The organism is Nostoc sp. UIC 10607 (assembly GCF_047228265.1).
GTDB lineage: Bacteria > Cyanobacteriota > Cyanobacteriia > Cyanobacteriales > Nostocaceae > Nostoc > Nostoc foliaceum_A.
Window position 1 is genome coordinate 115,427 of record NZ_JBIQNW010000010.1, and the last position, 14,624, is coordinate 130,050.

The window sequence follows — 14,624 nt, forward strand, 5'->3', positions numbered from 1 at the left end:
GGGCAATGAGGAATAGGGAAGAGTTTTCCCGATACCCCATGCCCAATTCAAGAAAAAATTGACCTAATCCCGGAATTTAGACACCTATGGCAAAGCGCATTATCTACAACGAAAACGCCCGTCGCGCCTTAGAACGAGGCATTGACATCCTGGCTGAGGCTGTAGCTGTTACCCTTGGTCCCAAAGGTCGTAACGTAGTCCTAGAAAAGAAATTTGGCGCACCACAAATTGTCAATGACGGTGTAACGATCGCCAAAGAAATCGAATTAGAAGACCATATTGAAAATACTGGCGTAGCTTTGATTCGTCAAGCTGCTTCTAAGACAAACGATGCTGCGGGTGATGGCACCACAACTGCCACCGTTTTAGCTCATGCGATCGTCAAAGAAGGCTTGCGGAACGTTGCAGCTGGTGCTAACGCAATTTCCCTGAAGCGTGGTATTGATAAAGCTACTGCCTTTTTGGTAGACAAAATCAAAGAACACGCCCGTCCAGTGGAAGATTCCAAAGCCATTGCCCAAGTTGGTGCAATCTCGGCTGGTAATGACGAAGAAGTCGGTCAGATGATTGCCCAAGCAATGGACAAGGTGGGCAAGGAAGGCGTAATTTCCCTAGAAGAAGGGAAATCTATGTTCACCGAATTGGAAATCACTGAAGGGATGCGCTTTGACAAAGGCTACATCTCTCCTTATTTCGCTACCGACCCTGAGCGGATGGAAGCGGTTTTTGATGAGCCTTTCATACTGCTGACCGATAAGAAAATCGCTTTGGTACAAGACCTCGTACCAGTGTTAGAGCAAGTAGCTCGTGCTGGTCGTCCTTTGGTGATTATCGCCGAAGATATTGAAAAAGAAGCTTTGGCAACCTTGGTAGTAAACCGTTTACGCGGTGTGCTAAACGTGGCCGCTGTTAAGGCTCCTGGCTTTGGCGATCGCCGCAAAGCACTACTAGAAGATATCGCTGTTTTAACTGGTGGTCAACTAATTACCGAAGATGCGGGTCTGAAGCTGGATAATACCAAGCTAGATAGCCTGGGTAAAGCTCGCCGGATCACCATCACCAAGGACAGCACCACAATTGTTGCCGAAGGTAACGAAGCTGCTGTTAAGGCTCGTGTCGAACAGATTCGTCGTCAAATCGATGAAACCGAATCTTCTTACGACAAAGAGAAATTACAAGAGCGTCTTGCTAAACTCTCTGGTGGTGTTGCTGTAGTGAAAGTTGGTGCAGCGACCGAAACCGAAATGAAAGACAAGAAGTTGCGCCTAGAAGACGCTATCAACGCGACCAAAGCTGCTGTGGAAGAAGGTATCGTTCCTGGTGGTGGTACAACTTTGGCTCACCTTGCTCCTGAATTGGAAGTTTGGGCAAAGAGCAATCTTAAGGATGAAGAGTTGATTGGTGCTTTGATTGTCGTTCGCGCCTTACCTGCACCTCTGAAGCGGATTGCTGAAAACGCCGGTCAGAATGGTGCTGTGATCGCTGAACGCGTGAAAGAGAAAGACTTCAACGTTGGCTACAACGCTGCGACAAACGAATTCGTCGATTTGTTAGCTGCTGGTATTGTTGACCCTGCTAAAGTGACTCGTTCTGCTCTGCAAAACGCTGCTTCAATCGCGGGTATGGTGTTGACAACCGAATGTATCATAGTTGACAAGCCTGAGCCTAAGGATAGCGCTCCTGCTGGCGCTGGTGCTGGTGGCGGCGACTTCGATTACTAATACTTTGTAGTTACATAATTTGTAAAACAGCTGCTTCCCTTGTGGAGGCGGCTGTTTTTTTGTGTCAAGATTCAGGTGTTTCAAACGAGAAAATAACAAAATGGAAGATTACCAAGCCGCTTTTATGCAGCGTCACTGTGATACTGAAATATTATGTAGAAAAGAATCGGAAAGAAGAGTAGCCGCTATGCACTTTGGAGGTGTAACCATTGAGTGTTTATTAAAAGCAATGATTTTTGCTACCTTAGCAAAGGGTGCAACTCAGGAATGGAAGACAGATTCTACTAATCCCGGGCATACTATTACTAATCCGGGACATAGTTACATAGAAGCATTAAATCGGCACAATCGACTTAAATCTAGAATTGCTCATTTTCCTGAAGTGCGAAAATGGCTTAATGAAGTGGAAAATCCAAATAGCCAAAATTTTATAGATATGCGTTATTGTGGCCTTGAGCCTGATGATGAAAGTTACAAACGTTGGTTAAAAGCTTATCAGAATCTCAAGAGGTGGTTACAAAAGCAAGCTACTCAACTTTAAAGAGGTGGTCAAATGCAAGAAAATTGGCAGGTTTTGCTAAAGCAAGAAATTGCAAACCAATATGTGCATAATTCACAAGAATGGGTTGATTTAAATATTTCTACATCAGGTTTATTGAATTTGACTATTGTAAGCGATCGCTTTATTAATTTATCTATTCCTCAAAGGAAAGAACAAAGTTTTAACTTACTTAAATCACAAGTTCCTCATTTATCTCCTGGGTTTATTTCCTTATATACGCCTCAAGAAGCAGATTCACTAAATCTTTCTGCACCGCAGGCTTTTAATACAGCTTCAGTACAAACTTGGCAAGATTTAGCAATTCAAGCAGCAAATCCGCAAAATCAACCTCAACTTCCCCAGCCTGAACCCAGTTTACCCAGAACCGTAACCTTTTATTCCTTTAAAGGAGGAGTAGGTAGAACTACTGCATTAACTCATGTTGCCTCAATTTTGGCAGTACGTGGTCTTAAAGTCGTAGCCGTGGATTTAGATTTAGAAGCACCTGGCTTGAGTACAGCATTCAACCTCAAGCCACAACCAAAGTATGGAATAGTTGACTATTTTTATGAGCGTTCCTATTTACCAGAAGACGTAGAACCAAGTATTTCAATTTCTGAAATATTTGGCGAAGTGAAAATATCTAACGCCACTGGAAGATTATTTGTTGTTCCGGCTGGTTCTCTTAATCTTGATTATGTCTCCAAAGTTGATGATCTTCATGCTACTACTATTATTGATGGAGATCAAAGTCTTTGGTCTTTTTTTAAACGTGAAATTTACGAACAATTAAAACCTGATATTATCTTAATTGATTCGAGAACTGGAATCAATCAATGGGGAGCTTTATCATTAATTCAAGCAGCTGATGAAGCAATTATATTTCTTTTCCCTAACGAACAAAATAAACAAGGAATAGAACTGCTAATCCAATCACTGCAAGGGCTAAAAAACTTATCAATTAATTTTGTTTTTTCTCCTGTTCCTGATGTTACTGAGATTGGTTTATCGAAAGTAAAACAAATTTGGTACTCATTGCTGAACAGATTAAATACGGGAATAAATGAAAATTATGAAACAGATGAAGATGAGTCAGATTTAGATAATTCTCAAACTCCAATAGAAAAACTTTTAGTAGTCCCTTATCTTTTGCCAATCGCTTTGGCTGATAGCTATCCTGTACAAGGTATGCAAGATTACTACACAAAAATTGCTAACTTAATTGATGAAAAAACTGATGAACTCAAACGTAGCAATGTTTTAAATACAATAGATCATCGGTGGAATATTATTGAAAGTCTGCAATTTCCTGAAGTAAATGCTGCTGATCCAAGACAAGATTTGAATCTACTATTTCAGCGTACTACTGATTTTGAAAGATTTTTAGACGATACAACCTGCCTAATTAGAGGGCGAAAAGGCACAGGAAAAACCGCACTTTATTGGCTTTTTCTAAAACACAAAAGTGTTGCTCAAAAACTAGCTCATGGACGGTTAGATAATACTGTATTTTTGTCAGCACATGGGAGATTTCAGGAAAGTCGTCCAACTCGTGATGAATTTCAAATCATCCATGAAACTTTACAACAAAATAGAGGTACATGGGAAGCTTTCTGGAGAGCTTATTTACTACTTAGATGTCATCAGGAAAATTTGTTTAACTTTCCTAAAGGAAAGAAAAGCGCAAAGTATAGTGAATTGAGGAAAATTATTAATAATTTACCTAAAGAAAGATGGCAGTCTGAATCTACTCAAGTTTTGTTAGAATTATCTACTAACTCTGAACTCCGCCTCATAGTCAAAGATGCCATAGATATTCTGCTTAATGAAGAAGCCAAAAATAATTCTCAAAAACTGTGGTTTCTTTACGATGATTTAGATGAAGATTTTCCTGAAGTAGGAGGAATAAGACAGCAAGCACTCACTGGATTATTTCAATTAGTCCAATCTTGTGATGCTAACAGATTAACAGAAATTAGATTTAAAATTTTTTTAAGAGAAGATATATGGAATCGTTTAAGTTTTGACAATAAAAGTCATTTTACTGGACGGGATATTATCCTACAGTGGACTAGGATTGATTTTTTACGATTAGCACTTCGTCAAGCAATACAATCTGAAGATTTCAAGAATTTAGTTGACCGTATTTCTCCTGTCGCTTTTGAAAGTATTGATCAAGCTACAGAAGAGGCAATTGATAAAGCCTTAGAATTACTGTGGGGAAGTCGTCGCCGAGGTGGAAATAGAGCTAAAAATGTATCTCGATGGGTTTATGAACGATTAACAGACTCAAGTAGCACTACTTTTCCTCGGAGTTTAAGTATATTACTGAAAGGAGCAAAAGAACAAGAACTAAGCTATAAGGGACAATCATCAAGCAAATTTCGTACAGACCGTCTACTTCAAGGAAAATCCTTAGAATTTGGTTTGAAAAAAGCATCAGAAAAGCGGTGTGAAGAAATTAAAGAGGAATACCCTGATTTGACTAAATTTTTTGATTCTCTTAAGGGTAAATTAGCCTTCTTATCTAAAGAACAGTTACAAACAGTATGGCAAGAGTCAGCACATGATATAGCAGACTTTGAAGAATTTGCTTCTTTTTTAAGTGAAATTGGCATTATTGAATGGCGCGAAAAAGAGAAACGCTATAAGGTTGCTGATATCTATGTATATGGTTTTGAAATGGATCGTAGAGGCGCGGTATAAAAATGTTTTAGGTTTTTAAGATTTTGATAATTTCTGTAGCTAAAGCCAGCTAGCCGTCCAATGAATTGACTACTGATCTACAAGTAAAGGATAGTTAAATTGTTCAGCTATTGGTTGCAAATAATCTAGTTCTTGATCCTGAGATTGTGCTTCTAATAACTTACGCGCTACATCACGAGCAATTTCTAAAGTTTCAGCAACAGTTCGTCCTTGAGCTACTAAACCTTGAAGATCGTCAGATGTTGCTAAATAAACGTCTTCTGGTAGTTTTTCAATGTGGATGTTTAGCAATCTTTCCATTATTGTATGTAGATGTTACTCTTTAGAGCAGTTTAATTCTTGTCGTATCGCTTTTCTGAAGTACAGCGATGTTTACGACGGGCTACGCCTACGCACTTCTACTTTTATATAAAAACTTATGAGCCAAATTAATCCTGAAACAACCCCCTTACATACCTTAAACCCACTCAACCGATTTTCTGACAGAGCAGAGGATTATGTAAAATATCGACCAAGTTACCCCGCAGATGCAATTGATATTATCTTGGAAGGATTAGGCGAAAATTCACAACTCATAGCAGCAGATATTGGTGCAGGTACAGGAATTTCTTCAAGATTGTTAGCTGAACGCGGAGTTCATGTCATAGCCATAGAACCAAACGCGGCGATGCGAGAAGCTGCTCAAGCACATCCTTTGATAGAGTTTCGTGATGGAACAGCAGAATTTACCCAACTACCTGATAATTCAGTTGATTTAGTTACTTGTTTTCAAGCTTTCCACTGGTTCAATCCCGAACCAACTTTATTGGAATTTCACCGCATTTTAAAACCATCAGCACGCTTGGCTGTGGTGTGGAATAACCGTGATCAAGAAGATGCGTTAACTACAGAATATAGCCGAATAGTCCGCGAAGCATCTAATAATCACCCAGCAGAATCTCGAATGCAAACGGTAGAGCCATTGTTAGTAAATCCCCATTTTATTAATATCCGTGAATATAATTTTACTTATAGACAACAGTTAGATTTAGCTGGACTTATTGGCAGAGCAATGAGTGTTTCTTATTTGCCGCGTGAAGGCTCGGCATACGAACAGCTTATTGATAATTTTCAAGAATTATATCAGCGCTTTCGTGATAAAAGTGGTTTTATCTATATGGTCTATCGCACTAGCGTACACCTTGGCGAAAAACAATGATAAATTGCAAGTAAATTAGCAGAGAATGCATTAAATAAATAAATATAAGATATCTGAACTTTAATCTTGAATTTATAAATGACCTGCAATCCGCAAGTAGAAGAAGGTTGGCATGGCAAACTTAATTTAGTCTATGCCGATTGCCAGGGTAAAACCCAATTAATTTACAATCACCAACAAGCGCCCCTGAAGGTACAACGCCCATTTTACCCAGAAGGGGAAAAAGTTTGTCATAGCGTCATTTTACACACGGCTGGGGGAGTTGTAGGAGGCGATCGCTTATCCTCTAACATCCACCTCCAACCCCAAGCCCAAGCCTTAATTACTACAGCTGCTGCAAGCAAAATATACCGCAGCAATGGCTTACAAGCTAGACAAACCATCCAGATGCAAGTTGACGCTGGTGCTTGTTTAGAATGGTTGCCGCAAGAGACAATTTTATTTAACGACGCAATTTATCGGCAAGATTTACGGGTAGAATTAGCAACCGGGGCCAGTTGGTTAGGTTGGGAAATTACCCGATTTGGTCGCAGTGCTAGAGGAGAGAAATTCTTGCAAGGTGAATGGCGATCGCACACGGAAATTTGGCAGCGAGATGTTCCCTTGTGGATTGATCGGCAATGCTTAGGGGGTAGCGAAGATATTTTTCACAGTCCCCACGGCTTGGCTGGAAAACCAATAGTAGGTAGTCTAGTTTGGGTTGCTGGTGCAGTTTCAGGAGAAATTGTCGAAAAAACGCGAAATTTATGGGATGGGGAAGGAGAAGCGGGTGTTAGTCGATTACAACATGGATTATTGTGTCGATATCGCGGTGCTTCTACATCTGAGGTTAGAAACTGGTTTATTAATGTTTGGCAGATGCTGCGAGTTTCTTTTTTGAATTGTGGTAATTGTATACCAAGAGTGTGGCAGCTTTGAACGAACCACGAAGGCGCGAAGGACGCGAAGGAAGAGGCAAGAATGCAACTGACGCCGCAGGAAAAAGATAAGCTATTAATTTTTACTGCTGCTTTATTAGCAGAAAGACGTAAAGGAAGGGGTTTAAAACTGAATTATCCTGAAGCAGTTGCTTATATTTCTGCTGCCATTTTAGAAGGTGCAAGGGATGGGCAAACTGTAGCTGAATTAATGAGTTATGGTACAACTCTATTGACGCGGGATGATGTCATGGCAGGAATATCAGAAATGGTGCATGAAGTACAGGTAGAAGCTACTTTTCCTGATGGCACAAAGTTAGTAACAGTACATAATCCAATTCGTTAAGTTTGGAAATTTGAGTTTATTATGATTCCTGGGGAAATTATCACACCAACAGGTGAAATTGAACTAAATGTTGGTCGTCCAACTATAAAATTGCAAGTTTCAAATACAGGCGATCGCCCCATACAAGTCGGTTCCCACTATCACTTTTATGAAGTTAACACCGCCTTAAATTTTGACAGAGAACAAGCGCGAGGAATGCGCCTCGATATCCCCGCAGGAACCGCAGTCCGCTTTGAACCAGGCGACGAAAAACAAATAACTCTAATCCCCCTCGTTGGTACTCGCCAAGTCTACGGCTTCAACGCCAAAATTAACGGAAACCTCTAAAAACCTCCGTGTACCTCCGCGCTTCCCTCAGCGTCCCTTTGCGTTAAAAAAAAGGATTTTATATGCCTTACAGAATGGATCGCCGCGCCTACGCCGAAACCTACGGCCCAACAGTAGGCGATCGCATCCGACTTGCAGACACTGAATTATTTATTGAAGTTGAACAAGATTTCACCACCTACGGCGATGAAGTGAAATTTGGCGGCGGTAAAGTCATCCGAGACGGTATGGGACAATCCCCCATTTCTAATGTCGATGGTGCTGTAGATTTAGTAATTACTAATGCCTTAATTCTCGATTGGTGGGGTATTGTCAAAGCGGATATTGGCATTAAAGATGGCAAGATTTTCAAAATTGGTAAAGCCGGGAATCCTTATATTCAAGACAATGTAGATATTATTATCGGCCCTGGAACTGAAGCCTTAGCTGGTGAAGGAATGATTCTCACTGCTGGCGGTATCGATGCCCATATTCATTTTATTTGTCCCCAACAAATTGAAGTGGCGATCGCTTCCGGTATTACCACCATGATTGGCGGTGGTACTGGCCCAGCTACAGGTACAAATGCCACTACCTGCACCCCCGGACCTTGGAATATTTACCGAATGTTGCAAGCTGCTGATGCTTTTCCTGTCAACTTAGGATTTTTAGGTAAAGGTAATGCCAGTCAACCCCAAGGACTTTTAGAACAAGTAGCCGCCGGTGCAATGGGGTTAAAACTCCATGAAGACTGGGGAACCACACCCGCAGCCATTGATACTTGTCTCAGCGTTGCCGATCAATATGATGTGCAAGTAGCGATTCATACTGATACTTTGAACGAAGCCGGATTTGTCGAAGATACGATCGCTGCTTTCAAGAATCGTACCATCCACACCTACCACACCGAAGGCGCAGGCGGAGGACACGCACCAGATATAATCAAAGTTTGCAGCCAAACTAATGTTTTACCATCTTCCACTAATCCCACACGTCCTTATACCCTCAACACCTTAGACGAACACCTGGATATGTTGATGGTATGCCATCACCTTGATCCTGCGATCGCCGAAGATGTAGCTTTCGCCGAATCTCGCATCCGTCGGGAAACCATTGCTGCTGAAGACATTTTGCACGACTTAGGCGCATTTAGCATGATTTCTTCCGACTCCCAGGCGATGGGAAGAGTAGGCGAAGTGATAATTCGTACCTGGCAGACATCTCACAAAATGAAAGTGCAACGGGGAAGTCTTAACCCACAAGGAACTGAGCAAAAAGCAGATAATTTTCGTGCAAAAAGATATGTTGCTAAGTATACGATTAACCCTGCGATCGCTCACGGAATTGCTAAATATGTGGGTTCAGTAGAAGAGGGAAAATTAGCAGATTTATGTTTGTGGCGTCCGGCATTTTTTGGTGTGAAACCAGAGATAGTCATTAAAGGTGGAATGATTGCATGGTCGCAAATGGGCGATGCTAACGCCAGTATTCCCACACCGCAACCAGTGTATATGCGACCGATGTTTGGAAGTTTTGCAGGGGCGCGTCATGCCACATCATTAACTTTTGTTTCCCAAGCAGCTTTAGAGAAAGAAATTCCCAGCCAGCTAGGTTTACAAAAAGCAGCCGTTGCAGTTTCTGGAACACGCCAAGTGAGTAAGCGGGATATGAAGCTGAATGATGCACTACCCCACATTGAAGTAGATCCAGAAACATACCAAGTCAGAGCAGATGGAGAGTTGCTGATTTGTGAACCTGCGACAGTTTTACCAATGGCACAGAGGTACTTTTTGTTTTAATTCATGACCGAGCAACTTTCTATTCTGGCTTTGTTTTAATAAGAACATTATCGAAATATACAGCAGCCCCATTATCGCTGCTTCGTAATGAGATAACTCCAATTTTTCCAGAAGTGTAAGAGTCATCTTCAAATATCCCGACTCTTTGGCTATTAATCCATCCAATTACCCTTTTTCCATTGCAAACAACTCTTAATCGATTTATATTATTACCTCGCTTGATGCTAGTGGAATGTTGCCAGCCCACTTGATCTTCCCATTTTTTACTGGCTATGAGCTTTCCCATTGAAAACTCCCCACTACCTTTAATTAGTAAATAATAAAAATTTTGCCCCACACTAGATTTACTTATATTGCTAGTTCGGGCAACTATACCGAATACTGAATCATCAGTTCCATTGACTTTTTTAGCATCAACTGAAAAATCCAAGTCTTTGAATCTCTGATTTTTATCACCCCAAATAGAAAGTTGAAAATTATTATTTTTAGTTCCAGGATGGAATAAACCTCCATCCTTTATACTTAGCAATGTATCTTTATTCCACTTTTTTGATGGATATTTAAAATCATCGACAAGTACAATATTTGGAAAAAACTCTATTTTATCTTGGAAATTAGCGGTTATCAAGCCAGTTATGAATAGTATCAAAGGTATGAAAATAGCAATTAAATAAACTTTACCTAAATAGGAATATTGTTCTATACGTTTGAGAGATTGAATTAATCCTATAGCTCCACCGATAAAGCAACCAAATACTAACCAACCAATTGCTGCTTGTTCAATGCCAATTGTCTTAAGTGGATATGTAGTTAAGTCAGTAATGATAATAAAGCTTGAACCAATCCATGCCAGAATGTTTATTATCGAATTAATGATAAATATAATTAACCATGATAGTATTAATAAGAAAATTGTTGTTTTAATTAGCCAGCCTATAAGAAGAAAAATCATTCCTTTGATTGGAGAATCTTGCAGGTTATCAACCCATTCATTACTCCAACTTGATCGATTTTCATAGCTTTCTATTAATTCATTTATCGAATTACAAAATATTCCTACTTTTGATTTTACTTTTCCTTTTAAGAAATTTAAATAGTTACGAAATATAAATGCACAAATAAAGAATACTAGACTACAAAAAATAGAACATATAATACGCACTTCTGGCATCCCAAATATACTTAGATGCAAAAAAGGAAAAAATTTTGGTAGATAAGAAGCTCCAACGACTTCGGGAGGGTATGACAAAATCCAATTATCATCTAAACCTACTGATAAATAGTGTCCTAAAATATGGCGGATTAAAAGCATCACTAAGCCTAGAGGGATACCAATCCTAGCAGTTAATGCGATTATAATGTCCCAATTTAGAGATTTTTTGAAGCAAATGGGTACTTTAATTTTGCCAGTATTTGTTTTTATAGTTATTTCGGTATTATAGTGGCCAGCCTCTAGATTAGTAGTATCTATAGTCAACGAAAATTCTAATGATTTTCCTTCAGAACTATGCTGTATTATTTCTATTTCATTCATCTTAGTTGAAGCAATTCCCTTAAGTCTTCCACCAGAAGACTCACAAGTAATTATTAACGTTTTAGGAAACGAATGGCTACCATGTGAAAGAACTCCCAAGTCTAATTTTTCTGTCTTGCTAATATTTAGTTTTGTAATTATGTAACTTATAGGAATCCGACAAGTATATTCAATATCTTTTAAGCAAATGGAAATATTGCCTTGATAATCACCCGGTTCAACTTCAATAGCATCAAAATTAATATCGAATGTTGTGTCAGTAGAGGAATCAAATTGTTCAGGTACACTCAGTCCTGGGAGATTAGGGTCAGTTACATCTCCCCATGCGAACCCACGACCATCGTTACTAATTTTCAAGGAAAGCTTATGTTGGTATCCGATCGGGATTTCACCAAGCTCTAGCTGATTCGGTTCAAAAATGATTTTTGGATATGGAATACGATTTAGATGTTTGCATAATCCCCGCACAAACATCTCCAAACCTTTACGCCTTTCCTCTTTATAGAAACCAACAACTTTTTGTGACAGGTTTGCTAAATCTGTCTGGCTACGTAAGAATAGCCATTTTTCTAGATATCCATTGAATAAGTAATCTGTAGCTATGTCTGGATACTTATCACATAAATAAATTAAATCCACAACTGAAGATGCTTCTTCATGTTTAAACTTTAAGTTGGTTGGTGCTACAACTTTTTTTAATTCTCGGTTATAAAGCCCTAGACTGTCATGTAAAAATTTACTATCCTCACTACTCAAACTGTAGTTGTTTTCCGCGGCCCATTTCTGTATATCTTCTAGGTCTTTCCCTCGCAAAAGCCGCGACTCATCCTGACAGTTAGAGTCTAACCAAGCTGTTATTGCTTCGTGATATAAAGGTGGCCTTAGAAGTGCTAATTCTTTGTTAACCCATCTCTGATCAAAAACTGTCTTATAAATGCGGTTGTAGCCCTCTAACTCCCCCTGTCGCTTGACTACTAACCCTGTCAACGACAATTCCTTTTGTTCTGGACTGTCATCAGCTTGCATCCTCTCTTGTTGCAATATCTGCTTATACAGTCCTAGCAACCTAACTATGCGCTGTTTATTCCTCAGAAGAAGATCGCGTATTCTCCGCAAATGCTCTGGCTCATCCTGAGATTCCCAACTTTTAATGATATGTAATCGCACCAATTCTTCAACTCCCTCAGCTTCTATACCACCAGGAATGAGTTTGCAAAGTTTTTGGGTAAGAAAAGGTTGCCCACCTGTCCAAGCCAACACTTCACTCAGAACAGCTTGGGGATTACTAACTTTTCCCACTAATCCTTGGACTAATGGTTTGGCTTCATGCAATTGAAAGCCATTTAATTCAATCGCTCTACCAATATTAAATGAAGTACGCTTTTTATCCAGAATCAAATCTGACGGTGTAGCCACTCCCAAAAGTGTGAATGTGAGACGCCTATATTGTGATCTGTCGGCACGCTGGTTATAGCAGTTTCGGAGCAAAGCAAAAAAGTCATCAGTCGAAAAATGTAGGCTGAGAACACTATCAATTTCATCAATAAAAATGACTATAGATTGAGAAATTTCAACTAGCAGAACTTCTTCGATAAATTCACCCAATCGCTGTACGGGAGAAAGATGATCCTGATCACGCCACCAACCCCGTAAATTAAACTTTCTTGAAAGCTCAAAACTACTCACTAAACTACGTACTACACCTGTATACCAGTTATCTGGTGTAATATTCTGGCTACCAATTGCCGTCAAGTCAATCGCAGCACAGGCAATGCCCTCTTCTTTCAAACGTTGCATTATTTGCACTCGTAAGCTAGACTTGCCCATCTGCCGAGAATTTAAGACATAACAAAATTCCCCAGCCTTCAATGCTTCATGCAAATCTGTATCTGCTTGTCGCACTACATAACTAGGGGCATCAGCAGGCAAACTGCCACCAACTTGATATTCATAAGCTGGGTTTTGTTCTATATTCATCAGCTAACTCTCAAGCGATCGCAAAAATATTGACGATACAAATTACAACGTGGCGTTACATCATTTCCTTGCTGTTGTAATAAGCCCATACTGAGTAGTTTAAAGCATTGTATCGAATCCAACCGAACTGGGCTAGTATTGGCAACTACCTTTTTGATAGCAGCAGCTAATTCTGGACGCTGTTCTAAATTCCACAAATGCCGACGTAAATGGTCGCTATAAGGACCAGCTTCTGTGGGGGCTGTTTGCAAAAGCAGATTGAGCGTAGTATCCTGTCTGGCAATGTGATAAAGTGCCACTCTTACAAGGTAGGGATGTCCTCCTACCATCGCCATGAGTTGTTCAACTTGGGTAAAACTCCAATTGAGTCCATGCCTTTGTGCCAAATCAAGAACCTGTTGGGCGTTAAACTCTGGTAACTCAATTGGCAAGCCTACATTAAACGGCGATTGATTTATATTCATCGGAATATAAACTTCTGTGGAATGCACTACTACCAACCGCAGTTTTTTCCAAATATCGCGGTTTTTAGCATCTTCATGCCAAGCGCGTAACAGCCCAAAAAAGTCTGCGGCAATTTCGGGATGTTGAAATATACGATCAACTTCATCCAATCCCAATGCTAGGGGTTGGTTGATTTCTGGTAAGAGATACTCCTCGAAATAAGCGGTGCAATTGTCCTTACTGCCATAAATCACATCCCAGTAATCTGCTAACTTGTTGGGTAGCCTCAACCTCCGTCCTACACTGGCACAAAACCACTGAAGGAACTTATCCAAATCTGCGAAAACCTTTCCATCTGCCAATTGAAAGCTCAAAGGCACCGTTAGATAACCTTGTTGTGACGCTTGATGAAGAATTCGTGCCATGAGTGAGGTTTTACCCATTTGCCGGGGCGCTTTGATCCGAATCAAAGATCCTGGCTTCAAAATTGCCTCGTAGCAGCGAGATTCGATAGGAGGACGCTCAATATAAAACGCCGAAGCCAAATCCACCTGTCCTTCAGGTAATTCTGGTTCTGCCACTGGCAGAGGCGGTGAGAGAGTGAGAGGGTGAGAGGGTGATGAAGGGAAAAAATCATTACTCGTCTCTCCATCTGCCAATTTTTCTACATCACCGATTGCCACTAAACTAAAAATTTCCTGTAAAATTTTGGGAGTATCGGCAGGTGAATTCCACTCTCGCTGCTGAAGCTGTTGTAAATACCCCCGCAAATCATAATTCAGTGGCGCACTCCAAGGAAAGTTAACGCGAATGGGCAAAATCACTGGTTTATGCTGATCGCTGCCATCTCGTAACTCTTTAGCCTGTCTCACCTCTTCTGTCACCATCTCGCTAGTTGCCGATCGCTCAGACAACAGCAACAAAAAATAATCACACAGTTTTAATTCTTCATCAATCCGCTGGGGCCATTTTTCCCCTAAGCGAATGCTTTCACCCGCCATAAATGCTTCGTGTCCAGCAGCTTTAATAGCTTCATAAAAATTATGGGCCAGGCTCAAATCTGGAACTTGACTGCGATAGCTGATGAAAAATCTGGCATTTTTGCTAGCTGCTGGCAAAGTTGGCATAGTCGAAT

Annotated in this window: 11 protein-coding genes; 8 read left to right on the top strand and 3 right to left on the bottom strand. The window is 40.3% G+C overall.

What is annotated here, in order from left to right; all coding sequences use genetic code 11:
• The first annotated feature begins 86 nt into the window (after positions 1-86).
• The 3 genes from groL to ACEYW6_RS12325 all read left to right on the top strand — a co-directional run bounded on the left by groL (position 87) and on the right by ACEYW6_RS12325 (position 4,968).
• Positions 87-1,721: a chaperonin GroEL gene (groL, locus tag ACEYW6_RS12315; RefSeq protein ID WP_190892556.1), complete on the top strand. Its 1,635-nt coding sequence runs from the start codon at positions 87-89 to the stop codon at positions 1,719-1,721.
• Positions 1,722-1,821: 100 nt separating this feature from the next.
• The gene (locus tag ACEYW6_RS12320; protein WP_412979907.1) at positions 1,822-2,262 is read left to right on the top strand and encodes a hypothetical protein; all 441 of its coding nucleotides are present in this window, start codon (positions 1,822-1,824) and stop codon (positions 2,260-2,262) included.
• 12 nt (positions 2,263-2,274) lie between these two features.
• Positions 2,275-4,968 carry a ParA family protein gene (locus ACEYW6_RS12325; RefSeq protein WP_412979908.1) on the top strand — a complete coding sequence of 898 codons (2,694 nt, stop codon included), beginning with the start codon at positions 2,275-2,277 and terminating at the stop codon, positions 4,966-4,968.
• A gap of 69 nt (positions 4,969-5,037) precedes the next feature.
• Here ACEYW6_RS12325 and ACEYW6_RS12330 read toward each other — a convergent pair whose 3' ends face one another.
• Positions 5,038-5,268, bottom strand: coding sequence for a type II toxin-antitoxin system HicB family antitoxin (locus tag ACEYW6_RS12330; RefSeq protein ID WP_412979909.1), 231 nt, complete (start codon positions 5,266-5,268; stop codon positions 5,038-5,040).
• A 118-nt stretch (positions 5,269-5,386) separates the two neighbouring features.
• Between ACEYW6_RS12330 and ACEYW6_RS12335 the strand changes: the two genes are divergently transcribed.
• The 5 genes from ACEYW6_RS12335 to ureC all read left to right on the top strand — a co-directional run bounded on the left by ACEYW6_RS12335 (position 5,387) and on the right by ureC (position 9,534).
• Positions 5,387-6,166 (top strand): class I SAM-dependent methyltransferase, encoded by a 780-nt coding sequence (locus tag ACEYW6_RS12335; protein ID WP_412979910.1) that lies wholly within the window; start codon positions 5,387-5,389, stop codon positions 6,164-6,166.
• 78 nt (positions 6,167-6,244) lie between these two features.
• The gene (locus ACEYW6_RS12340; RefSeq protein ID WP_412979911.1) at positions 6,245-7,084 is read left to right on the top strand and encodes an urease accessory protein UreD; all 840 of its coding nucleotides are present in this window, start codon (positions 6,245-6,247) and stop codon (positions 7,082-7,084) included.
• Between the two features lie 42 nt (positions 7,085-7,126).
• Positions 7,127-7,429, top strand: a complete 303-nt coding sequence (gene ureA / locus ACEYW6_RS12345; RefSeq protein WP_412979912.1) for an urease subunit gamma — start codon at positions 7,127-7,129, stop codon at positions 7,427-7,429.
• Positions 7,430-7,450: 21 nt separating this feature from the next.
• On the top strand, positions 7,451-7,756 hold the full coding sequence (locus ACEYW6_RS12350; RefSeq protein ID WP_412979913.1) for an urease subunit beta: 306 nt from the start codon (positions 7,451-7,453) through the stop codon (positions 7,754-7,756).
• A 62-nt stretch (positions 7,757-7,818) separates the two neighbouring features.
• Positions 7,819-9,534 carry an urease subunit alpha gene (gene ureC / locus ACEYW6_RS12355; protein ID WP_412979914.1) on the top strand — a complete coding sequence of 572 codons (1,716 nt, stop codon included), beginning with the start codon at positions 7,819-7,821 and terminating at the stop codon, positions 9,532-9,534.
• Between the two features lie 19 nt (positions 9,535-9,553).
• On the opposite strand, the gene ACEYW6_RS12360 is transcribed toward ureC, so the two are convergent.
• Together ACEYW6_RS12360 and ACEYW6_RS12365 are read right to left on the bottom strand one after the other, a co-directional pair.
• Positions 9,554-13,045, bottom strand: coding sequence for an AAA-like domain-containing protein (locus ACEYW6_RS12360; protein WP_412979915.1), 3,492 nt, complete (start codon positions 13,043-13,045; stop codon positions 9,554-9,556).
• Complete coding sequence (locus ACEYW6_RS12365; protein WP_412979916.1) at positions 13,045-14,616, bottom strand: AAA-like domain-containing protein; 1,572 nt, start codon at positions 14,614-14,616, stop codon at positions 13,045-13,047. The genes ACEYW6_RS12360 and ACEYW6_RS12365 overlap by 1 nt, the downstream gene beginning before the upstream one ends.
• Positions 14,617-14,624 lie beyond the last annotated feature (8 nt).